Origin of the sequence: Martinezella rhizogenes (genome assembly GCF_000799715.1) — a bacterium.
Taxonomy (GTDB): Bacteria; Pseudomonadota; Alphaproteobacteria; order Rhizobiales; family Rhizobiaceae; genus Rhizobium; species Rhizobium rhizogenes_C.
The window spans coordinates 1,010,133-1,033,021 of the sequence record NZ_JUHG01000013.1; the positions used below are offsets into that span (position 1 = coordinate 1,010,133).

The 22,889-nt window shown below is 61.4% G+C and carries 22 protein-coding genes; 10 read left to right on the forward strand and 12 right to left on the reverse strand.

Annotation, left to right across the window (positions count from 1 at the left end; all coding sequences use genetic code 11):
• Positions 1-250 precede the first annotated feature (250 nt).
• From EX00_RS16565 to EX00_RS16575, 3 genes are all read right to left on the reverse strand, one after another.
• The gene (locus tag EX00_RS16565; protein ID WP_047459817.1) at positions 251-1,642 is read right to left on the reverse strand and encodes an FAD-binding oxidoreductase; all 1,392 of its coding nucleotides are present in this window, start codon (positions 1,640-1,642) and stop codon (positions 251-253) included.
• A 114-nt stretch (positions 1,643-1,756) separates the two neighbouring features.
• A complete protein-coding gene (locus EX00_RS16570) occupies positions 1,757-3,640 on the reverse strand; it encodes an MFS transporter (RefSeq protein ID WP_047459820.1) in 1,884 nt (627 codons plus the stop codon).
• Positions 3,641-3,980: 340 nt separating this feature from the next.
• Positions 3,981-5,183, reverse strand: coding sequence for an MFS transporter (locus EX00_RS16575; protein ID WP_047460471.1), 1,203 nt, complete (start codon positions 5,181-5,183; stop codon positions 3,981-3,983).
• A 340-nt stretch (positions 5,184-5,523) separates the two neighbouring features.
• On the opposite strand from EX00_RS16575, the gene paoA reads away from it, so the two are divergent.
• Genes paoA through EX00_RS16595 form a run of 4 tightly spaced genes read left to right on the forward strand, consistent with a single transcriptional unit; the run spans position 5,524 to position 9,536 of the window.
• Positions 5,524-6,171 carry an aldehyde dehydrogenase iron-sulfur subunit PaoA gene (gene paoA / locus EX00_RS16580; RefSeq protein ID WP_202903724.1) on the forward strand — a complete coding sequence of 216 codons (648 nt, stop codon included), beginning with the start codon at positions 5,524-5,526 and terminating at the stop codon, positions 6,169-6,171.
• The gene (locus EX00_RS16585) at positions 6,168-7,118 is read left to right on the forward strand and encodes an FAD binding domain-containing protein (protein ID WP_047459825.1); all 951 of its coding nucleotides are present in this window, start codon (positions 6,168-6,170) and stop codon (positions 7,116-7,118) included. Before paoA ends, EX00_RS16585 begins: the two co-directional genes overlap by 4 nt.
• Positions 7,119-7,121: 3 nt before the next feature.
• Positions 7,122-9,317, forward strand: a complete 2,196-nt coding sequence (gene paoC, locus EX00_RS16590) for an aldehyde oxidoreductase molybdenum-binding subunit PaoC (protein WP_047459828.1) — start codon at positions 7,122-7,124, stop codon at positions 9,315-9,317.
• Positions 9,318-9,536: a carboxymuconolactone decarboxylase family protein gene (locus EX00_RS16595; protein WP_047459832.1), complete on the forward strand. Its 219-nt coding sequence runs from the start codon at positions 9,318-9,320 to the stop codon at positions 9,534-9,536. It abuts the gene before it with no gap.
• Between the two features lie 22 nt (positions 9,537-9,558).
• Here EX00_RS16595 and EX00_RS16600 read toward each other — a convergent pair whose 3' ends face one another.
• Entirely contained in the window at positions 9,559-10,464 is a 906-nt protein-coding gene (locus EX00_RS16600; protein ID WP_047459834.1) for a LysR family transcriptional regulator, read from the reverse strand.
• A 132-nt stretch (positions 10,465-10,596) separates the two neighbouring features.
• On the opposite strand from EX00_RS16600, the gene EX00_RS16605 reads away from it, so the two are divergent.
• Positions 10,597-10,986 carry a (R)-mandelonitrile lyase gene (locus EX00_RS16605; protein WP_047459837.1) on the forward strand — a complete coding sequence of 130 codons (390 nt, stop codon included), beginning with the start codon at positions 10,597-10,599 and terminating at the stop codon, positions 10,984-10,986.
• A 110-nt stretch (positions 10,987-11,096) separates the two neighbouring features.
• Here the strand turns inward: EX00_RS16605 and EX00_RS16610 are convergent, their stop codons facing one another.
• Positions 11,097-12,371 carry a multidrug effflux MFS transporter gene (locus EX00_RS16610; RefSeq protein WP_047459840.1) on the reverse strand — a complete coding sequence of 425 codons (1,275 nt, stop codon included), beginning with the start codon at positions 12,369-12,371 and terminating at the stop codon, positions 11,097-11,099.
• A gap of 137 nt (positions 12,372-12,508) precedes the next feature.
• Positions 12,509-13,504 (reverse strand): aldo/keto reductase, encoded by a 996-nt coding sequence (locus tag EX00_RS16615; RefSeq protein WP_047459843.1) that lies wholly within the window; start codon positions 13,502-13,504, stop codon positions 12,509-12,511.
• A gap of 261 nt (positions 13,505-13,765) precedes the next feature.
• Here EX00_RS16615 and EX00_RS16620 point away from each other — a divergent pair, with 261 nt between their 5' ends.
• From EX00_RS16620 to EX00_RS16630, 3 genes are all read left to right on the forward strand, one after another.
• Positions 13,766-14,542, forward strand: coding sequence for a transporter substrate-binding domain-containing protein (locus tag EX00_RS16620; protein ID WP_047460474.1), 777 nt, complete (start codon positions 13,766-13,768; stop codon positions 14,540-14,542).
• Positions 14,543-14,665: 123 nt separating this feature from the next.
• Positions 14,666-14,905, forward strand: a complete 240-nt coding sequence (locus EX00_RS16625) for a FitA-like ribbon-helix-helix domain-containing protein (RefSeq protein ID WP_047460477.1) — start codon at positions 14,666-14,668, stop codon at positions 14,903-14,905.
• Positions 14,902-15,345 (forward strand): type II toxin-antitoxin system VapC family toxin, encoded by a 444-nt coding sequence (locus tag EX00_RS16630; RefSeq protein WP_047459846.1) that lies wholly within the window; start codon positions 14,902-14,904, stop codon positions 15,343-15,345. The genes EX00_RS16625 and EX00_RS16630 overlap by 4 nt, the downstream gene beginning before the upstream one ends.
• Positions 15,346-15,419: 74 nt before the next feature.
• Here EX00_RS16630 and EX00_RS16635 read toward each other — a convergent pair whose 3' ends face one another.
• Positions 15,420-16,523: a saccharopine dehydrogenase family protein gene (locus EX00_RS16635; protein WP_047459848.1), complete on the reverse strand. Its 1,104-nt coding sequence runs from the start codon at positions 16,521-16,523 to the stop codon at positions 15,420-15,422.
• Between the two features lie 127 nt (positions 16,524-16,650).
• Here EX00_RS16635 and EX00_RS16640 point away from each other — a divergent pair, with 127 nt between their 5' ends.
• Positions 16,651-17,082: an Lrp/AsnC family transcriptional regulator gene (locus tag EX00_RS16640; protein WP_047459850.1), complete on the forward strand. Its 432-nt coding sequence runs from the start codon at positions 16,651-16,653 to the stop codon at positions 17,080-17,082.
• A gap of 10 nt (positions 17,083-17,092) precedes the next feature.
• On the opposite strand, the gene EX00_RS16645 is transcribed toward EX00_RS16640, so the two are convergent.
• From EX00_RS16645 to EX00_RS16665, 5 genes are all read right to left on the reverse strand, one after another.
• A complete protein-coding gene (locus EX00_RS16645; protein WP_047459851.1) occupies positions 17,093-18,367 on the reverse strand; it encodes an NAD(P)/FAD-dependent oxidoreductase in 1,275 nt (424 codons plus the stop codon).
• A gap of 134 nt (positions 18,368-18,501) precedes the next feature.
• Entirely contained in the window at positions 18,502-19,290 is a 789-nt protein-coding gene (locus tag EX00_RS16650) for an amino acid ABC transporter ATP-binding protein (RefSeq protein WP_047459855.1), read from the reverse strand.
• Between the two features lie 24 nt (positions 19,291-19,314).
• A complete protein-coding gene (locus tag EX00_RS16655; RefSeq protein ID WP_047459857.1) occupies positions 19,315-19,974 on the reverse strand; it encodes an amino acid ABC transporter permease in 660 nt (219 codons plus the stop codon).
• A 33-nt stretch (positions 19,975-20,007) separates the two neighbouring features.
• A complete protein-coding gene (locus EX00_RS16660; protein WP_047459860.1) occupies positions 20,008-20,691 on the reverse strand; it encodes an aspartate/glutamate racemase family protein in 684 nt (227 codons plus the stop codon).
• A gap of 77 nt (positions 20,692-20,768) precedes the next feature.
• The gene (locus EX00_RS16665) at positions 20,769-21,617 is read right to left on the reverse strand and encodes a transporter substrate-binding domain-containing protein (RefSeq protein WP_047459863.1); all 849 of its coding nucleotides are present in this window, start codon (positions 21,615-21,617) and stop codon (positions 20,769-20,771) included.
• 326 nt (positions 21,618-21,943) lie between these two features.
• Between EX00_RS16665 and EX00_RS16670 the strand changes: the two genes are divergently transcribed.
• Entirely contained in the window at positions 21,944-22,861 is a 918-nt protein-coding gene (locus EX00_RS16670; protein ID WP_047459864.1) for a LysR substrate-binding domain-containing protein, read from the forward strand.
• The last annotated feature ends 28 nt before the right edge of the window (positions 22,862-22,889 follow it).

The window sequence follows — 22,889 nt, forward strand, 5'->3', positions numbered from 1 at the left end:
CCAATCGGCCCCGGTTATGGGTGAACCGTGTCGTTTCAGTGGCTCCCGCTCTGAACGACATCTCGATATCTAAATGATGGCGAGCCCCAAATTGTGTCCAAATGCTTCTATCTGATGGCATTTGTGGGAAAAGTTGTTTAGAAATGTTGCGGCGTGGCGGTAGCGATTGGTCCTTCTTTCTATGCCTCCAGCCGCCCCTGGGACGATGCTCGCCGGCATGTCCTCGGCCTGGCTTCAGAGGCCGCCCGGCTCAAATCGACAGCACCTTGCCGGTGTTGAGGATATTATTCGGGTCGATAGCGCGCTTGATGCGCTCCATCAGCGCCAGCTCTTCTGGCGTACGGGAAAGCTTGAGATAGGGCTTCTTCAGGAGACCTATGCCGTGTTCCGCGGAAATCGTACCGCCTGCCCGGCCGACCGCGTCGAAAACGAGTTCGGTGATCTCCTTGTGCGGCTGCGCCTTGCCGAGCGACGGGATATTGCAGACGAAGTGCAGGTTGCTGTCGCCGATATGGCCATAGCTGACGGCAATCGCATCCGGCCAGCGGTTCTTCATCGCCGCCTCTATTTCGCTCACCACGCTGCCGGCGACGCTGGTGGGAAGCCCGACATCAAAGGCCGTCTGCGGCCCCATCAACCGCCCATATTCCGAAACGCTGTCGCGAACCGCCCATAATTCGCGGGCCTCGCGCTCGGAGGACGACAGGACCGCATCGGACACCCGGCCCTCTTCAAGAGCATCGGACAGGACCTGCTCAAGCATCTCCCGGTTTTCGTCCGCATCGCGCCCGCCCGCTTCGATCAGCACGTAGATACCGTGCGGTTCGGACAAGGCGCGGCGCAGCTCGGGCAGATTGCCGGTCATGAAATCGTAAAAGCTCGGCCACATGACCTCGAAAGCGATCAGTGCGGAGCCCATGCGCTGCCGGGCGCTCTTCAGCAACTCCAGCATGGCCGGAAAATCGGGGCAGCCGCAAAAGGCGCTGGCAAGCGCCGCCGGCTTTGCCTGCAGACGCAGCACGGCGCGGGTGATGATGCCGAGCGTCCCCTCGGAACCGATGAAAAGCTGCTTCAGGTCATAGCCTGCATTGTTCTTCAGCATCTTGTTGAGCGAGCGCACGATCGTACCATCGGGCAGGACCACCTCAAGGCCGAGCACATGCTCACGCGCCATGCCGAAGCGGATGACGCGATTACCGCCGGCATTGGTGGAGAGATTGCCGCCGATGACGCAGGAATCGCGGGCGCCGAGATCAAGCCCGAAGAACAACCCCGCGTCCTCCGCCGCCCTCTGGATGACGCCGAGCGGCGTTCCCGCCTGCACCGTCATCGTCGCCATGACCGGATCGATTTCATCGATGCCGTTCATGCGGTCGAGCGACAACGCCACGCCGCCTTCGATCGGGCGAGCACCGCCGGCAAGACCCGTCAATCCACCCTGCGGCACGACCGAGACCTTGAAACGATCGCAAAGCCGGAGCGTCGCGGACACCTGCTCGGTCGTGCGCGGGCGCACCAGGGCCAGTGGCATGACTGATTCAAGCCCTGCCCAGTCATTGTGGAAACGCGCCGGGATGTCCGCGCCGAAAAAAACGTCGGCGCCAAGCTCGTCCCTGAGCGATTGAATGAAGTCTTCTCTCATCAAACCATGGCCTCGAATTGCCTGAAATCTCGGTCAATTCTGATCCCAGATTTGCTAAGGAGTAAACACAAAAAAGCCCGGCGCGATCGCTCGCGCCGAGCTTTTCTTGCGCCATTACTTGATGGCGTTGAGATCGACGCCCTTGGTGTCGCGGATGAAGATGAGGCCGATGACCAGCGTCATCGCCGCAATCGCGATCGGGTACCAGAGGCCATAGTAGATATCACCCTTGGCGGCACTCATCGCAAAGACCGTTGCCGGAAGCAGGCCGCCGAACCAGCCATTGCCGATATGATAAGGCAAGGACATGCCGGTATAGCGGATGCGGGTCGGGAACATCTCGACCAGGATCGCGGCAATCGGGCCATAGACCATGGTCACGTAGATGACGAGAATGGTCAGAATGGCGATGGTAAGCGGCCAGTTGATGGCGGCGGGATCGGCGACCATCTTGAAGGCACCGCCGTTCGGCACCGTATAAACCGGCATGTCGGTTGCCCCGGCGGCCTGTTCCGCCGTGAGCAGCTTCGCCTTGATCAGATCGGCAACCGGAGTGACCGTCTTGTCACCGGCCCGGACGGTTGCCGCATTCAGGCCAAGTTCGGGATTGGCCGCAATGAAGCCATCCAGCTTGGTATCCGGCACCTTCGCCGGATCGCGCGCCAGCGGGAAGCCGGCCTTCTGCAGGGCAAGGTTCAGATCATGCGTGAAGACAGCGCTCTTTGCCGCAGCGGTCGCCCCGGCGGCAACCGCGTCGTAGGAGGTCACGGTCGTGTCGCCGACCTTGACCGTCGCCGGCTGGCCGGCGGGACCATCGACGACCGCGTAAGGGACGGAGCTCTTGGACAGGAACGACGTCGCAATATCGCAGGAGTTGTTGAACTTCGCTGTGCCGACCGGGTTGAACTGGAAGGTGCAATCGCCGGGTGCCGCCGTCACGGTGGCGCGGACCGTTTGCTCGGCTTGAGCGAGCGCCGGATTTGCCGCGTGGGTCAATCCCTTGAACAGCGGGAAATAGGTGAGGATCGCCAGGGCAAGTCCGGCCATGATGATCGGCTTGCGGCCGATCTTGTCGGATAGCCAGCCGAACACCACGAAGAAACCACTGCCGATCAAGAGCGCGATGGCGATCATGATGTTGACCGATTGGCCATCGACCTTCAGCACGTTCTGCAGGAAGAACAGCGAATAGAACTGGCCCGCGTACCAGACGACGGCCTGGCCTGCCGTCAGACCGAGAAGTGCCAGCAGCGCGATCTTGGCATTCTTCCATTGTCCGAAGGCTTCCGACAGCGGCGCCTTGGAGCCTTTGCCTTCTTCCTTCATCTTCTTGAAAGCCGGCGATTCACTGAGAGATAGCCGGATCCAGACGGAAATGCCGAGCAGCACGAAGGACAGGATAAAGGGAATACGCCATCCCCAGGCGGCAAATGCATCCTTGCCGAGCCAATTCTGCACTACCAGGATCACGATCAGCGACAGAAAGAGCCCGAGCGTCGCCGTCGTCTGGATCCAGGATGTGTAAAAGCCGCGCCGGTCGTTGGGCGCATGTTCGGCGACATAGGTCGCCGCACCGCCATATTCGCCGCCAAGCGCCAGGCCCTGCAGCATGCGCAGCGCAATCAGAATGACCGGGGCGGCGAGACCCCAACTGGCCGAGCCGGGCAGGATACCGACCAGGAAGGTCGAGAGGCCCATGATTAGGATGGTGACCAGGAATGTATATTTGCGGCCGACAAGATCGCCGATCCGTCCGAAGACCAGCGCGCCGAATGGGCGAACCAGGAAACCCGCCGCGAAAGCGAGCAGTGCGAAAATATTGCGGGTTGCCTCCGGATACTCGCTGAAAAAGGCCGCGCCGATGAAAGCGGCCAAGGAACCGTAGAGATAGAAGTCATACCATTCGAAAACAGTTCCGAGCGAAGATGCGAAGATCACCTTCTTCTCTTCCCTGGTCATCCCTCGACCAGAAGTCTCATCTACAGACGTGGCTACCATTCCCAATTCCTCCCAATTGCACCTAGGACATGACGGCAGTGCCCGCGTCATGTCCCCCCAACACTTATGTTGCGCATGGGTCTCCCGGCCCTTCTGGCGCGGGAAACCGGCGCCGATGCATGCCCTCCAGATTTCCTCCCCCAGAGGTCCTGCATCCAATGCAGGGGAAGTGTTGGCTAAAAATTGAAAAATGCAATGGCTGCAACTTGCGTCCACCGTCTAAAATTGTGTGTAAGGTGCCAAAAGACGAAGGGATTACCCCGAAGCGGGGCTCAAGCCTCTCCGGCAGCGGCTGAAGGGCGACCTTCCATGTACACTTTTCTGCCTCTGCGTCTCATGCTCACGCCGGCCGAAGCATGAGGCGTTGCATCGGCGGAAAGGCGAGCGCGATGGCCACGGCCCCAAGCCCGACCATGGACGACCCGATGAACAGCCAAGAATAGTTCCCGAACGTATCGAAGATCCAACCACCGGCCAGCGGGCCGAACGCCATGCCGATGCTCGACAGCATCGTCGCCGCGCCAAAGACGGTGCCGATGACGCGGGGGCCGAAATATTCGCGCGCCAGTACCGCATAAAGCGGCATGACCCCGCCATAGGCGCTGCCGAAGATGACGGCGAGTGTATAGAACTCCCCGAGCTGGCTGACGAGAAGATAGGTCGCGAGCGCCACGGCCTGCACCAGGAGCCCGGCGACCAAGACCGGCTTAACGCCGATCCGGTCGGCGAGCGTGCCATAGAGAAGCCGGCCCCCGAGCCCCGCCAGCCCCTCGACGCTGTAGATGCTGACCGCCGCCATCGGCGCGACGCCGCAGATCGTCGCATAGCTCACCATATGGAAGATCGGCCCCGAATGGGCAGCGCAGCAGGCAAAAAAGGTGCCGCCGAGAACAAGGAATTGCGGCGAGCGGAATATCTGTCCAAGCGGCACGCTCGGGCCTTCGGTAGTGGCTACATCGACGGATGGATCGTCTGCGGCAACGGGCGGGCCTCGCACCAGGAGCGCAGCCGGCACCAGCAATATCCAAGCGAGAATGCCAATCAGCATCATCGCCGTCTGCCAGTCATAGGCCGAAATCAGCCAGCGGGCGAAGGGCGAGATCGTCATCGGCGCAACACCCATGCCGGCGGAGACCAGTGAAACGGCGAGACTGCGGTTTTCATCGAACCATGCCGTCGTCGCCGCGATCATCGGCGCGAAGAAGGCACTAGCGGCCAGGCCGACGAGAATGCCGTAGGTCAATTGAAACTGCAGAAGCGATGTTGCCCGGCTTGCGAGCACGAGTGCCAGCCCCAGCAGCACCGCTCCGATCAAGACGACGATGCGAGGCCCGAAACGGTCGCTCGCCGCCCCCCACATGAAACCGCCGAGCCCCATCACCAGGAAGTTGAGTGTCATGGCGCTCGCGATGCCGGCATGCGACCAATTGGTGGCGGCGGCGATCGGCACCTGGAAAATCGCCAGCGAAAACATCGCGCCGAGTGCCACACAGGTCATCAGCGCACCCGCACCCACAATGACCCAACGATAGGAAATGCTCATTCGCTCAACTCCCATATCCACGAGACCAACCCTCGGCGCGGCGATCACCGTACCGACTATGATCCAATGACGTTCGACCCCACCCGATTTCGACATCACCCTTTCATTTTTTCTCGTACGGCCCATCATTTTCGGCCTGCCGTCCATTCATGAACTCAGTTCATAGGCCCTATCGGAAATCGATCCCTAATCCGCGGGCCTGCCGCACCCTACTTCTTAAGTCGGGTGAGTAGTTCGTTCCGGCTCCCTGGACCGAGCGGATGCGCCCGACAAGTGTCGAAGCTGTTGCAACAGCGTTTGCCGCATGGGCCGCGCTTTATGCGCTTCACCTCATCATGACATGGAGCTTGATATGCACAATCCTGTCGACCTGGAAATCTCCCGGCGCGATCTGCTGGTGGCAACTGCCGCGTCCGTGGCGATCACCGCCGCGCCGCCCATGGCCAACGCCCAGACCTCCGAGCCCGAAACGCCCTTCTCCTCCAAGGTCTCCTTCACCGTGAACGGCGAGGTTCGCGACCTCGATATTGACACGCGCACGAGCCTGCTGGACGCCTTGCGAGAACATTTGCACCTCACCGGCACCAAGAAGGGCTGTGACCACGGCCAGTGTGGCGCCTGCACCGTCATCGTCGACGGCCGGCGCATCAACTCCTGTCTGACGCTTGCCGTCATGCATGAGGGCGATACCATCACCACCATTGAGGGGCTGGGTAAACCCGGCAACCTCCATCCGATGCAGGCTGCCTTCGTCAAGCATGACGGCTTCCAGTGCGGCTATTGTACGCCCGGTCAGATCTGTTCGGCCGTCGCGGTGCTGGAGGAAATCAATGCGAACGTGCCGAGCCATGTCACCGGCGACCTGACCGCGGGGGCCACCGTCACCGCCGACGAGATCCGCGAGCGGATGAGCGGCAACATCTGTCGGTGCGGCGCCTATTCCAACATTCTCGATGCCATCAGCGAAGTTGCGGGGAGACAGGCATGAAAGCCTTCAGCTATGAACGCGCCTCCTCGGTGGAGGCAGCCGCAAAGGCCGCGGCAGGTACCAGGGGTGCCAAATTCATCGCCGGCGGCACCAACCTGCTCGATCTGATGAAGTTGCAGATCGAGACGCCGACGCATCTGATCGACGTCAATGACCTGGCGCTCGACAAGATCGAGGCAACGCCCGAGGGCGGGCTTCGTATCGGTGCGCTGGTGCGCAACACCGATCTGGCGTCCGACGAACGGGTGCGCCGCGACTACGGCTTGTTGTCGCGCGCCCTGCTTGCCGGCGCCTCCGGCCAGTTGCGCAACAAGGCGACGACCGCGGGCAATCTACTTCAGCGCACGCGCTGTCCCTATTTCTACGACACCAACCAGCCGTGCAACAAACGCCAGCCCGACAGCGGCTGCGCGGCCATCGGCGGGTTCAGCCGCCAGCATGCGGTGATCGGCGTCAGCGACGCCTGCATCGCCACGCATCCGAGCGACATGGCGATCGCCATGCGCGCGCTGGACGCGACCGTCGAAACCGTGCGGCCCGATGGAACCACACGCCGCATCCCGATCGCCGATTTCCATCGCCTCCCGGGAGACACCCCGCATGTGGAGACGGTGCTCGAACCCGGCGAGCTGATCACGGCCGCGACCCTTCCCAAGCCTGTTGGCGGCAAACAGATCTACCGCAAGGTCCGCGACCGTGCTTCCTACGCTTTCGCGCTGGTTTCGATCGGCGCGATCGTGCAGCCGGATGGGACCGGCCGTGTCGCCGTCGGCGGCATCGCGCATAAGCCCTGGCGCGTCGAGGCGGCCGAAGCCGATCTTCCGAAAGGCGCAAAAGCGGTCACGGAAAAGCTGCTCGCCGGCGCGCATCCCACCGAACAGAATGCCTTCAAGGTTACGCTCGTCGAGCGTACGCTCAGTGCCGTTCTTGCCGAAGCAAGGGGATAAGAGATGAGATTCGACACACCAGCCACCACAAACCCGATCGACCAGCTCAAGGTGGTCGGCCAGCCCATCGAGCGCATCGATGGCCAGCTGAAAACAACGGGCACGGCCCGCTACGCCTATGAACAGCACGACGTCGTGCCCAACCAGGCCTATGGTTATGTCGTCGGCTCGTCCATCGCCAAGGGGCGGATCACATCCTACGATCTCGCCGAAGCGCGCGCGGCACCCGGCGTCATCGCCATCGTGACGGCGGCCAATGCCGGCAAACTCGGCAAGGGCCGTTTCAACACTGCAAAATTGCTGGGCGGCCCTGATATCGAACATTATCATCAGGCCGTTGCTCTCGTCGTTGCCGTGACCTTCGAACAGGCCCGCGCGGCGGCACAGCTCGTCCGCATAGGCTACACAGCCGAAAATGCCTCCTACGTGCTTGCCGGGGCAAAGGACAAGGCAGGAACACCGGACCGGGGCACGCCCGATACCGCCGTCGGCGACTTCGCCGGCGCCTTTGCAGCAGCCCCCGTCAAGCTGGACGAAACCTACACCACACCCGACCACGCGCATGCGATGATGGAGCCGCATGCCTCGATCGCGGCGTGGAACGGCGACGACCTGACGCTGTGGACCTCGAACCAGATGATCGCCTGGAGCAAGGGCGACGTAGCGACGACGCTCGGCATTGCTCCAGACAAGGTTCGCCTGATTTCACCCTTCGTCGGCGGCGGCTTCGGCGGCAAGCTGTTCGTCCGCACGGATGCAATCCTTGCAGCACTCGGCGCGCGTGCCGCCCGCCGGCCGGTCAAGGTGGCGCTGACGCGACCGTTCATGTTCAACAACACCACGCATCGCCCAGCAACGATCCAGCGGATCAGGATCGGCGCAACGTCGGACGGCAAGATCACCGCGATCGGCCATGAGGGCTGGTCCGCCAACCTGGAGGGCGGCGGACCTGAAAATGCCGTGCAGCAGACACGGCTGCTCTATGCCGGCGCCAACCGGATGACGGCGACGCGCCTTTCCATCCTCAATCTTCCGGAAGGCAACGCCATGCGTGCACCAGGCGAGGCACCGGGCCTGATGGCGCTCGAAATCGCCATGGACGAGATGGCGGAGAAACTCGGTCTTGATCCGGTCCAGTTCCGCATCCTCAACGACACGCAGGTCGATCCGGAAAACCCTGAGCGTCCCTTCTCGCAACGTCGGCTTATCGAATGCCTGCAAACCGGCGCCGACCGCTTCGGATGGAACGACCGCAATGCCAGGCCCGGCAGCCGGCGCGACGGACGCTGGCTCATGGGAATGGGCGTCGCCGTCGGTTTCCGCAACAACCTGCTGATGAAGTCCGGCGCACGCGTCCGGCTTGATAGTCGTGGCGTCGTCACCGTCGAGACCGACATGACCGATATCGGCACCGGGACCTACACCATCATCGCCCAGACCGCTGCCGAGATGATGGGGCTACCCATGCACAAGGTCGAGGTCCGGCTGGGAGACTCCTCCTTCCCCATCTCGGCCGGTTCCGGCGGGCAATGGGGCGCCAACAACTCCACCTCGGGCGTCTATGCGGCGTGCGTGAAGCTGCGCGAAGCCGTGGCCCAGAAGCTGGGCTTCAATTCGGCCGATATCGTCTTTGCCGACGAGCAGGTCCGCTCGGGCAACCGATCCGTACCGCTCACAGAAGCCGCCGGCGACGGGCTGGTCGGGGAGGACAGCATCGAATACGGCGATCTCGACAAGACACACCAGCAATCGACCTTCGGCGCCCACTTCGTCGAGGTCGGCGTCGACATGGCGACCGGCGAGACACGCATCCGGCGGATGCTGGCTGTCTGCGCGGCGGGACGCATCCTCAATCCGATCACGGCACGCAGTCAGGTGATCGGCGCGATGACGATGGGCGTCGGCGGGGCGCTGACGGAGGAACTCGCCGTCGACACGACGAGGGGCTTCTTCGTCAACCATGATCTCGCGAGCTACGAGGTGCCTGTCCATGCCGACATCCCGCATCAGGACGTCATCTTCCTCGACGAGACCGACCCGATGTCATCGCCGATGAAGGCCAAGGGCGTCGGCGAACTCGGCCTTTGCGGCGTCGCCGCCGCCATCGCCAACGGCATCTACAATGCAACCGGCGTCAGGGTGCGTCATTATCCCATTACCCTCGACAAGCTCATCCACGACCTACCCGAGATGAGCTGAGTGCTCCCTTTCGGACGGGCGGCGGGAAACCCCGCTGCCCTGGTCGCCATCGGCCGCGTCGCCCAGCTCACGGGCTACACCAATATCGGCATGAACAACGGCCTGACCAAGCAGGAAATTTCCGGCGTGATCACGCATCTGGCCTTCTACTCCGGCTGGCCGAACGCGATGTCGGCGGCACCGGTTGTCAGGAAAGTGTTCGAAGAACGCGGAAGCTGAGCCGGATACCAGATCGTCCGGATCAAGCCGGTCCTCGGTCCCGATAGCGCAGCGCGTCCACCAGCAATGCGAAGGCGGCGGAGGGCTGGCGCCGGCTCGGGTAATAGAGATGATAGCCGGGAAAGGACGGGCACCAGTCCTCCAGCACGCACACCAGGCTGCCGTCGGCAAGCTGCTCTCTGACATGATCTTCCATGATAAAGGCCAGACCGAAGCCGGCGATGGCGGCGCGGACGATCATGTTGGTGTTGTTGAAGGCGAGCTGTCCCTCGACACGCACCCGCACCTCGCGCCCGTCCTTCTCCAATTCCCAAGCATAGAGGCTGCCCGCGCTGAGCAGACGCTGATTGATGCATTTGTGTTCGGACAGATCCTGCGGCACGAGCGGGATTGTTCTCTGTTCGAAATAGGCGGGCGAGCCGACCACGATCATGCGCACAGCGGGGCTGATGCGCGTTGCGATCATATCCTTGGCAAGCGCCTCGCCAAGCCGGACGCCGGCGTCGAAACGCTCGGTCACGATATCGGTGAGTCCGGAATCGATGCTCAGTTCGACATGGATATCCGGATAATCCGGCAGGAATTTCTCGAGCGCCGGCCACAGAACAGTGTTGGCCGCATGTTCGGCGGTGGTGATGCGGATCGTGCCAGCCGGCTTCTCGCGCAATTCACTGAGCGAGGAGAGTTCCGCGCCGATGCTGTCGAGCGCCGGCTTCAAGGTGGCAAGCAGCCGCTCGCCGGCTTCGGTCGGTGCAAGGCTGCGGGTGGTGCGTGTCAACAGGCGCACGCCGACCCGCGCTTCCAGCCGCCGGATCGTATGGCTCAATGCGGATTGGGAGGTGCCGAGCTTCGCGGCCGCACGGGTAAAGCTCCCCTCTTCGGCCACGGTCAGAAAGGCATTGAGATCGACCAGTTCCTCACGTCGCATTCATGAACTCCAGACATGACTACATGCGACTTATAGTGACTAATTGTCAGAATGTCCCACGACTAGATTGGCTTTGCGATTTTTAGAGGCTGGCTGCCATCGACGCGGCCGCCTATTGCAAGGAGACTGAACATGCAGATCAAACATAGCGGCGCACAGCCCTCGCGAAAGGGACCCGAGGACTACTTCACCGGGACGGTACGCGTCGATGCACCATTCAGCGGCAGCGGCAATCTGAGTGGGGGAACCGTCACCTTCGAGCCGGGTGCACGGACCGCCTGGCACACGCATCCGCTCGGCCAGACGCTGCTGGTGGTGTCCGGTCTTGGCCGGGTGCAGCGGGATGGCGGTCCCGTCGAGGACATCCGGCCGGGCGATATCGTCTGGTTCGAGCCCGACGAAAAGCACTGGCATGGCGCAGCACCCGACTGCGCAATGTCGCATGTCGCCATCGCCGAAATGCAAGATGGCAAGGTCGTCGACTGGATGGAGAAAGTCACCGACGAACAATATGGCAGGTGACGGCAACAATCCGGCGAAAGCTGAATGAGATCAGCCGCGGGCGCAGTAGTACCCGCGGCTGATTTTTGCGTATTTGCTCTATCGCAGCGAACGGCGCGGATTGATATCGATCAAACCTTCCGGCCTGGGGCGAGCGACCGTGCGCAAACGAAGCTTCCGATCCCCGCAAGGGCGATCACCCAACCCATCGGCCAGGGCGTGCCGTCGGCAAAGGTGCCGACCAGGGCCGAGCCGAAGATGCCGCTGCCGTAATGAAGCGCACCGACCAGAGCGGACACGGTGCCGGCACGCTCTGGAAAGTCGGTGAGTGCCCCAGCAATGGAGTTGGCGACGATGAAGCCGGTTGCGGAGATGAACAGGAAGAGCGGCACGACCAGGCCCCAGAGCCCGCCCCAGTCCGTCCATGCCGCCACGGCAAGCGCGATGCCGGAAGACGCGGCAGCGGCACTGCCATGGAGCAGCAGGCGGTCGCCGCCGAAGCGGGACACCAGCCGCGAATTCACGATATTGGCGATCATGATCCCGACAATGCCGATGGCGAACAGCAGTCCGTAGAGCCCGGCCGGGACGTGATGATAGGTGATATAGGCGAAGGGCGTGCCCGCAATATAGGCATAGATGCCGCCATAGAGGAAACCACCGGTTCCCGCATAGCCGAGCAGACGGCGATGACGCAGAAGCGTACCATATCCGATAATCGCGCGCCCAAGCGGCTGGAGGTTGCGCCGCTCGACCGGCAATGTCTCCGGCAGCGTGAAGAGCGCCGTAAGGGTCAAAAGCCCGACACCCACCAGTGTCCAGAAAATTGCCCGCCATCCCGCAAGCGCAAGGATCTGTCCGCCCACGACCGGCCCGAGCAAGGGCGCGATCGCCATCACGGTCATCAGCGTCGACATCATCTGCGCCGCACGGCTGCCCTCGTAGAGATCGCGCACCATTGCCCGCGACAGTACGACCCCGGCACAGGCTCCGACCGCCTGCACGATACGCCACCCGATCATCGCCGAGGCGTTGCCGGCCATGGCGCATCCAGCCGAACCGATGACGAACAGCACGAGCCCGATCGCCACCGGCAGGCGCCGCCCGTAACGGTCGCCGACCGGACCCCAGAGAAGCTGCCCGAGGCTGAAGCCGATGAGGAAGCCTGAGATCGTCAACTCGATGGCGCCGGTGTCGGCGCCGAGATCCCGGCCCATCGCCGGCATGGCCGGGAGATAGAGATCCGTCGAGATCGATGCGAAGCCCATCAGCGCGCTCAGGACCGCGAGGACACGCCATCCGTGGCTTGCGGTCCCAACGATCTTTCCCGTCCCTGGAGTATCCGCAAGGGGAGTACCAGCAGTTCCTGCCGTTTGCTTGACTGCGGTTTTCGCCTGATTGGGCATCGGGTTACAGTTCCTGTACGATCGAGCGGAAGCCAGTGCCGTTGATGTTCTCAAACACGGCAAGCTCCAATCTTGAAAAAGATAGAGCCCGCGCGACAAGCGCACGGGCTCGGATCACAATAGGAATTCTTGGCGTCTCAAAGACCGACGGTCTTCAGCAGATGCTCGGGATAGCGCTCACCCTCGATCCCGATCTCGGCGGCCGCGCTCTGAATCCGCGCCAGATCCTCCGGCGTCAGTTCGATGTCGGCGGCGGCGAGGTTTTCTTCCAGCCGGTGCAGCTTGGTGGTGCCGGGGATCGGTACGATCCAGGGTTTTTGCGCCAGGAGCCAGGCAAGGGCGATCTGCGCGGTCGTCGCGCTCTTCGCGTCGGCGATGGTCTTCAGCAGGTCGATCAAGGCCTGGTTCTTCTCCATTGCCTCCGGCGTGAAGCGCGGGAGGAGCTTGCGGAAGTCGTTCTCGCTCAGCTTGGTATCCTTGCCCATCGCACCTGTCAGGAAGCCCTTGCCGAGTGGGCTGTAGGCGACCAGGCCGATGCCGAGCTCTTCGCAGGCCTCAAGGATACCGTTGGTTTCCGGACCGCGCGTCCAGAGCGAATACTCATTCTGCAACGCCGTGATCGGCTGTACGGCATGCGCGCGGCGAACCGTCTGCGCGCCGGGTTCCGACAGGCCGAAATGCTTGACCTTGCCCTCGGCGATCAGCTCCTTGACGGCGCCGGCCACATCCTCGATCGGCACGTTGGGGTCGACGCGATGCTGGTAGAGAAGATCGATGACCTCGACGCCCAGCCGCTTGAGCGAGGCTTCCGCCACCTTGCGGATGTTTTCCGGCCGGCTATCCAGGCCGCTCGACTTCCGGGTCTCAGGATCGATCGCGAAGCCGAATTTCGTTGCGATCACCACCTGATCGCGGACCGGCGCCAGCGCCTCTCCGACCATCTCTTCATTGGTGAAAGGACCATAGATCTCCGCCGTGTCGAAGAAGGTGACGCCGCGCTCAACCGCCTGGCGGATCAGCGTAACGCCTTCCTGCGTGCCCAGTGCGTGACCATAGCCGAAGTTCAAGCCCATGCAGCCGAAGCCGATGGCCGAAACTTCCAGGCCGCTTTTGCCAAGTATACGCGTCTTCATTGCTCTTCCTCTCGCGCCCACCCGTCGTGAGCGCTCAGTTATTGCGATGAAGAGAAAATAGGCCATGCCATGCATACCGATTAGACGGCAGAATCGGCATGAAGCTATGAACATAATTCATGAATGCCTATTGAGAGCTGCACAATCACGGCAACAGGGTAGATTGTCTCGACATCCGACAGCGGGCATCCTCCCGGTTCCCATTCGGAACGATTCTTGCGTCCATTCGACGTGTTCGAGCATGCGAAGAAAGAGAGAACAATGAAGAGATCGTATTTCCTGGCGACCGTATTTGCGGCGGTGAATGTAATGGCGGGCATGGCGCTGGCCGAAGACGGCACGCTGGCGCAGATCCAGAAGGCAGGCGTGATCAAGATTGGCACCACGGGCGACTACAAGCCCTTCAGCTACAAGGGCGCGGACGGTACCCTGACCGGTGCCGATATCGCCATGGGCAAGGATCTGGCCACAAGCCTGAACGTCAAGCCGGAATTCGTGATGACGACATGGAAGACCATGCTGGACGATTTCAAGGCCGGCAAGTTCGACGTCGCGCTGGGCGGCATTACGGTCAACCCCGCACGCGCCGAAGTCGGCGACTTTTCCGTCCCCAACGTCAGCGACGGCAAGCGCCCGATCGCCCGCTGCGAGGACAAGGACAAATATGCGACGCTGGAGGCGATCGACCAGCCTTCGGTCCGCGTGATCGTCAATCCGGGCGGCACCAACGACAAGTTCGCCCATGAGCATTTCTCCAAGGCGCCGATCGAGGAGTTTGCGGACAACAAGGCAATCTTCGATGAGATCGCGGCGGATAAGGCCGATATCATGATCACCGACGGCATAGAGGTGGATATTCAATCCAAGCTGCATCCCGGCGTGCTGTGCCCGGTTGCCGTCAAGGAGCCATTCACCCATTTCGACAATGCCTATCTATTGCGCAAGGACCCGGCGCTAAAGGCAGCCGTGGACGCATTTATGCGCAAGCAGCTAGACAGCGGCGACTGGAAGAAGAAGCTCGACGCCGCGATCCAGTAACGGACGGAGTTCGGACCGGCCAAAGTGGTGTCGCTCAAGCACATCGGCCGGTTCGTTTCGATCACCTTGATATCGATTGTCGAGACCGCTATCTTTGCTCTCAATGAGATCATGGAGAGCATCATGTCCGGCAACCTGCATGTCCGCAATCTCGACGACGAACTGATTGCCAAGCTCAAGATGCGCGCCGCCCGTCACGGTCGTTCAGCGGAGGCCGAGCATCGAGAGATCTTGCGGCAAGTTCTGGAGAGCGAGGTCGAGCCTTCCTTCGACGATCTGGCCGCGCAACTGCGGCAACTGACCGCGAAGCGGAAGCAAACACCCTCTGAGACCCTTCTGCAGGAAGGGCGTGACGAGCGGTGAGCGAAACGCTCGTCATCGACGCCAGCATCGCGGTCAAATGGGTCGTTGAGGAAGACGGGACGCCACTCGCTGTCATGCTGCGGCAAAATCATCGTTTTGCCGCGCCCGATCTGCTGGTGGCGGAATGCGCCAACATCCTATGGAAAAAGACCCAGCGAAACGAATTGACGCCCGCCGAGGCATCCATGGCGGCAAAGCTGCTGGAGCGAAGCAATATCGAACTGTTTGCAATGCGGGGATTGCTCGCCGAAGCCACGGAGATGGCAATCAGCCTTGGCCATCCGGCCTATGACTGCATGTATATTAGCCTCGCCGCCAGCCGCAACTGGCGTTTCGTGACCGCGGATGAACGACTATTGCGAGTCCTGCATCAGAAGGCTCCCGCAAGCATCGCAAACCTTTGCGTGACCATGGCGCAGATCGCAAGCGGTTCGCAGTGAGAAACCAGGCGGGTTCAAGCGAACCCCGCCTGGAAGACTATTGTCCGCGCCTTGCAGGCCTGTAGCCGGTCAAATCAGCTCGCCATCCTTCGCGTATCGGCCGCCTGTTCGTAGAAATGGCCGAACTGGCTCTTCAGGAACAGATCGAGCCCGATGTCCTCCTGACGGACAAAGCCGCGATTGGGCAGGTGTCCGTGGCTGAGCATATCGAGCACGGCGCAAATGCTCGACGCAGTGGTGATCTGGATGGCGCTCATCGGGCGGCCGGCAACCACCGCGCTATAGACCTTGTTCGCATAGGTTTCCTGCACGAGACGGCCGTTTCTCCAGCCGGAAACCGTGACGAAAATGATGACGACGTCCTGCAGGGTAGACGGTAGCGAATGCTCGAGAATGTCCTTCAGGACTTCGCGGCGATGCCGCAGGCCGAGGTCGTTCAGAAGCGCTTTCATGATCGCCGCATGACCAGGATAGCGGATCGTGCGATAGTTGAGCGTCCTGACCTTGCCTTCCAATGTTTCGCAAAGGGTGCCGAGCCCGCCGGATGTGTTGAAGGCCTCGTAAGTAACGCCATCCAGCGAGAATTCTTCCCGTTCTTCCATCGCCGGAACCTGAACGAGTTTCCCCTCGACGATCGCCTCGCATGGCTCGATATATTCGTTGATGACGCCGTCGGTGCTCCAGGTCAGATTATAGTTTAGGGCATTGGACGGGTATTGCGGCAGAGCGCCGACACGCAGGCGGACGCTGTCGAGGCTGTCGAAACGGCTGGCGAGGTCGTTGGCGACGATCGAGATAAATCCCGGCGCCAGCCCGCATTGCGGAATAAAGGCAGTGCTTGCGGTTTGCGCGGTGGCCTTCACCCGTTTGGTCGATGCGACATCCTCGGTCAGGTCGAGATAGTGAACGCCGGCCTTTGCCGCCGCTTCGGCAATGGCGATCGTCAGATGATACGGGGCGGCGCTGAGAACGGCGAAGCTGCCGGAGAGAACAGCCGCGAGCGCCGAGGCATCCGCGATGTCGACTTTGGCCACGCGCAGCGCGGCACCCGTCTCGATTTGCGCAAGGTGTTCCTCGCTGCGGTCGACGACCGTTACATGGTATTCGCCGGAATGAACAAGCAGGCGGGCAATCGTCGATCCGATCTTGCCAGCGCCGATGACAACGATGTTTTTCATATCAGTTCCCAAACAGTGATCGTAATTTTTATACTTTTTTTATTCTCGACAGCTTGGTTGATTCACAGCGCTAAAATGATAGAAATGAACGGGTATTTCATACAAAATGCCGTTGGATTTGATCAGAATGACGTTATCGGAAAAAGACCGGCAGCTCCTGTCCTTCCTCAGCGAAAACGCCCGTATTCCAACCGCCACGCTCGCCCGTAAACTCGGACTGTCGCGCACGACTGTGCAGACGAAAATCGAGCGTCTTGAACGGGATGGTGTGATTGCCGGTTACGGTGTTCGTCTATCGGACGGCTATGAAAGCGGCCTCGTGAAGGCGCATGTACTGATCACATTGACGGCCAAGATGCTCGGCCGCGTGACGCAGGAGCTCCAGGCGATCCCTCACGTCCGCTCGGTCTATTCCGTCAGCGGCAGCTTCGACCTGATCGCGATTATCGCCGCCGCGTCGATCAGCGAACTGGACAAGGTGATCGACAGGATCGGCGAGATGGATGGCGTCGAAAAAACGCTGTCATCGATCATATTGTCGACACGCATCGACCGCTGACGGCGAGACGCTATCGGAAGCGTGACGCCGCAAAAGGCCCGATGTCGATCGGCGGCGACCGTCTGGAAAACGAGGCAGCCACCAGCTCTCCGGTTTTCGGGCCGGCCGCAAGGCCGATATGGCCGTGGCCGAAGGCATGCACGACATCGGCCGTTGCATTCGAACGGGAGATGACGGGCAGGCCATCGGGGGTCGAGGGGCGGTTGCCTTGCCAGCGCAGGATCGTCAGGTCCTCCGGGCTGCTCCCGAGATCCGGATAGGTGCTGAGAAGCTGCCGCAACAGGATATCAGCCCGCTTCCAGTCGGGCGCGGCATCGGCGCTCGCCAACTCCACCTGCCCCGATGCCCGCAGCCGGCCGGGCATCATGGTATTGGCCATCTTGCCGTCGCTCGGCATGATCGGAATGCGCGGGCCTGCCTTCGGATCGACGACCTCGACATGATAACCCCGCTCGCTTTCCAGCGGGATGCGATCGCCGACCATTTGTGCCAGCGCCTTCGACTGGATTCCCGCCGCGATGACGGCGCCGTCACATTCGACCGCGCCAGAATCCGTGTCGACAGCCGTCAGCCGACCGTCCTTGATCCTGAAGCCGCTTGCGCTTGCCTTCACCATGCGAGCGCCTTCGCCAAGGGCGCGCTGCACCAGCAATGCAACGTAAGCGCCGGGGTCCGTGCAATGTCCACCAGCCTCGACCAGCGCGGCAAATGTATAGCGCCGACTGAGGGAGGGGTCGAAAGCATGCAGCTCCTCACCCGGCAGCTCTCGCCACATGACACCGTTGTCACGCCGCAGCCCCCAGGCGAAAGCGTCGGCCTCAAAACTTGCCCGGTCGGGATAGACATAGAGCAGGCCGTCCTGCCGGATCATGTCCGGCTGCCCGCAATCGGCTGCGATGGCGCGATGACGCATCGGTGCATCCGACAGCAACGATGACAGGATTTTCGCCGTTCGCTGCACCTTGGAGAGCGTTGAGCCGGCGCTGAGGAAACGCAGCAGCCATGGCGCGAGGGGCAAAAGATGCTTCCAGCGGATGGTCAACGGCCCCTGGGGATCAAGAAGGTAGCCCGGCACCTTCTTCCAGAGGCCCGGAACGGACATGGGGATGATCGAGGCCGGGCTGAGAAAGGCGCCATTGCCATAGCTCGCCGCCTGCCTGTCACCCGGCTCGCCCGGTTCGATGATCGTCACACGATGCCCATCCTTCAGCAGCGCGAGTGCGCTGCAGGCGCCAACGATGCCACATCCGATGACGGCGATGTGCTTTGGGGCGGTGTTCGGCATTCTGGTCCCTCGAAGGATGGTGGATGATGTTGTCCCATGCGCCGCAGGCGGCGCATGGCAGGAGCGCTGTCCTGCTTCAACCTCAAGCTTTGAATTGATGCCCCGGCCTGTTTGCCGAAACGCGGCAGACGCGGTCAGCTTGGATGCAGCGGGCCTGCAAGCCCGGTATGAAAATGGCTAAGAAAGCTGCGTGTTGCCGGATGGCTCGGATTTTCGATCATCTGCCGGGCGTCACCCTGTTCGACAACGCATCCATCGCGCATGAAGATCACCTGATCGGCGACATCGCGGGCGAAGGCCATTTCGTGCGTCACCAGCAGCATGGTCATGCCTTCGGCGGCCAGCGAGCGCACGACCGCGAGAACCTCGCCAACCAATTCGGGATCGAGCGCCGAGGTCGCCTCGTCAAACAGCATCACTTCCGGCTGCATGGCGAGAGCGCGGGCGATGGCGACGCGTTGCTTCTGCCCACCGGACAGCTGCTCGGGCTTTGATTTGGCCTTGTCCGCCAGCCCGACCTTCTCCAGCAGCGCATGGGCACGCTCGCGAGCCTCGGCCTTGGTCACGCCAAGCACCGTGACCGGCCCCTCCATCACGTTTTCCTCGGCGCTCATATGCGGAAAGAGATTGAAGCTCTGAAAAACCATGCCGGTTCTCGCACGGAAGGCTGCAAGCTCCCTGTCCCGTGGAAGGGCGCTTGAGCGTGAGAAATCCATCGTGTGGTTTCCCACCCGGATATAGCCTTTGTCGGGCACGGTCAGCAGGTTGATGCTGCGCAGCAGCGTGGATTTACCCGAGCCGCTGGGGCCGATCAGTGCCACGACGCTGCCTTTCCCGACGCTCAACGTAATATCCTTGAGAACCTCCACAGGGCCGAAGGACTTCTTGACGCCTACGAGCTCAATCATCTTGTCGTCAGACATGGCTTCATTCCTTCTCGGCGTGCATCATTTTGCCATCCGCGCTTCCAGCCCATGCGCGAGGCGCGTGAGCGGAAACAGGATGATGAAATAGATCACCGCAATCATCGTATAGGTTTCCAGCGGGCGATAACTCGCCGAGGTGATCAGCTGGCCCTGATAGAGAAGATCCGGCACGGCAAGCACCGACAGCAGCGACGTATTCTTCAACTGCAGGACGCTCTGATTGACCAGAGGCGGCAGCATGCGTCTCAGTGCCTGCGGCATGATCACGCGCCGCATGAGCTGATGCCGACGCATGCCGATGGCTCGACCGGCGTCCCATTGTCCGGCATCGACGGAGACGATACCCCCGCGAATGATCTCGCTATAGAACGAAGCGCCGTAGAGCGTCAGCGTGATGAAGGCCGCCACAGCCGGCGTGAGTTCGATGCCCGACAGGATCGGCAGCGCGTAATAACACCAGACAAGCTGGACCAGCACCGGCGTACAGCGGAAAATCTCGATGAATCCGGTCAAGACCACGCTGATAATCTTGAAGTTGGAAAGCCGCGCCAGTGCGATCGCGCAGCCGACGGTAAGGCCCGAGATCACCGTGATAATGGTGAAACCGCAGGTGTAGAGCGCACCGATCCAGATCAGCTTGCTATATTGCAGCAGAAAGCCGAAATCCCATTGATAACCCACTGAGCAATATCCCTCTTTTATTCTATTCTGCGGCTATCCCGCCTGGGTTCCCGCAAACAACCAACGGCCCATCGTCAGAATGTCGAAGACCGGAAGGCCGAAACGTCTGGCAATTACCGCGGAAAACGGCGGCAGGTTGGTGCACTCGAAAACAATCGCACCGATGTTGGCCTCACGCGTGAGCAGTTCCTGCACGGTTTCGGTCAGCTCCCGTTCGAGATTGTCCCGATCATAGGCCTCTCCACGCTCGATCAGGCCGTGAAAATATCCCTCTTTCGGCAAGCCGACCGTCGGTGTGTCGGGATCGGCGCCGGCTTGCGCAAAATGCGCCGGGGTCAGCGAACTGCGCTCGTAGGTCACGACCCCGACACGCTTGCCCGCCGGCAAGCATCGCATGACGAGCGGGATCTGCATCAGGCTCGATGTCGCCACCGGCAGCGATAGCCTGCTTGCCAGCAGCGATTGTCTGAGCACGAGAAAGCCGCAGGAAGTGGTGAGCGCGCGCGCACCCTGCTGCCGCAACGCTTCGCCGGCTTCAACAAAAGCATCGAGGAGGCTTTCGTCCCGTCCCGTCACCACGGTTCTTACGTTAGCACCGGAGACCTTCCGATAAAGAACGGGGAAGGGCCAGCTCTCTGCGTTGCCGACATCACCGACCGGACGTTCGAATGTCGTGTCCAGCATGATGATACCGAGCGCATTCGCAAGCTCAGACATGAATTGGCAACCTTTGTACCAGGAAGCGCCAGGGAGAGTTCGGGCCGGTCATTACCGCACGGCCCGATCCCGCTGCGTCAGAATTGAATCTCGGCGGGGATTTCCTGCTTCTGCACACCGACCAATTCAAGGCTGGAGGTGATCCAGCTGGTCACCACACCGGAGGAGCGGTTATACTCCAGCCAGTTGTCGACGAAGGTGCGAAAGCGGGCGCTGTCCTCGACACGGACGCCGGCGCAGGTCGGCTGGCGGATGAGCGGAGTCGGAACGAAGATCTTGCCGAGATTTGGGATCTTCTTGACCGTCACCAGCGACAGCATGGCCACCTGGATCACCAGGTCGGCGTGGCCGGCCTGAACCGAAAGCGTCGCCTCATCGGCCGACTTCAACGCAACCAGCGTCGCCTGCGGCAAGACGCGGCGCGCAAAAAGATCATGGGTCGAGCCGATATCGACAGCGACGCGGATCTCCGGCTTGTTCAGCTCGTCCCAGGTCTTCGGTTCCAGACCGGGCTTGGCGATGACGGTGAAGGTGTTCTGCATGATCGGGCGGGTGAACTCGACCACCAGCGCCCGGCTCGGCGTCGGGCTGAGACCGAACATGATGTCGATCTTCTTCGACTGCAGGTCGAGCACCGCGTTGCCCCAGGTCGTCTCGCTGATCTCGACCTCAGCTTCCATCGATTTCGCAAGATCGCGCGCCATGCTCATGCAGAAGCCGGACCATTCCCCGGTCGCGATGTCCTTGTGGTAATAGGGCTCGGTCCCGACGATGCCGGCGACGCGCAGCTTCTTGCTGTTGCGGATCCGGTCGAACGTCGATTCATTCGGCGCGGTCTGGGCCACGGCGGGGGTTGATAGCGCTACCGCTGCGGCACCGGTCGCGGCTACCCCGATGAGGCCTGCGAAATCTCTGCGTTTCATCATGTTCATTCCCCTTTTTTGTTTGATGATTGATGATCTGCTTGACTGCAATAGGAAGGAGCAGCTCCAGCGCTCCGATGCCTAAAGCTCGGTTTGAAGCTCTTGTCCGACGGTCGAGGAGACCTGCTTTGCAGCGCATCCGACGCGTATCGTGTGAGCTTCGCCATCGCAAAAGCAGGCTTGCAAGATTCTCTTTCCTTTGTGGGCGTCTAATTTTCGCGCACCTATTACAATTGCCCGATTAATGGCCTGTCGCGCGTAAAAACACAAAACTTGAAAACTCGGTTCGTCATGAGTATTTGTCATGACGAAGACATAATAGGGACTTCATGCGTCGCTTCCTTCCTTCATTACCGGCCCTGCAGGCCTTCGAAGCCGCTGCTCGCCACATGAGCTTTACGAAGGCGGGGGAGGAGCTTGCGATGACGCAAAGCGGCATCAGCCGCCATATACAGAATCTCGAACGCTATCTCGGCGTCCGGCTTTTCGAGCGCTCCGGATCGCGGCTCGTGCTGACTGATCCCGGCGCCAAGTATTTTCAGGAGATCGAACAGACGCTCAACAAGCTTGAGGAGGTCTCCATTGACGTCGTGCGTGGGCGCAAGGCGGATGCATCGCTGATGATCGGGGCCTACCCCACGCTTGCCGCGCGGTGGCTGGCACCCCGGCTCGAAGGCTTCGTGCAGGGAAATCCCGACATGCCGATCGAGATCATGCTGGTCGATCCCAAGCTGGATTTCGATCATAGCCGGATTGACATCGCCATCCTGCGCGGCGTCGGCTCCTGGCGAAATGCGCGCGCCTCCTTGCTGTTTCCCGAGGAGCTTGCCGTCGTCGCTTCCCCGAAGCTGATCCCGGCGACGACGACGCTCGACTGGCTCGATTTCGCCCGGTTTCCCACGCTTCAAAATGCCAGCAGGCCCAGTCTCTGGCTCAACTGGCTGCGAGCCGCCAATCTGAGCTATAGCGGCGCCATCCAGGGGGTTCGCTTTGCCCATAGCGAGATGCTCATCAACGCTGCCGTCAGCGGTCTCGGCCTGGCGGTCGTGCCGGTGCAATATGTCGAGCGGGAACTGGAGAGCGGCGAGCTGCATCTACCGCTCGGAAAGCCGGTTCGCTCCAGCGAATCCTATTGGGCCGTCTATTCGGAGCGGAAGTCGCAAAAACACAGCGTCATCGCATTCCGCGACTGGCTGTTGCATGAGAGCCGGAAAAGCCGCCAGGTGACGGGTGGGACTGCGGCGTAACAACACCCGGGCCTGTCCTTGACCGCGT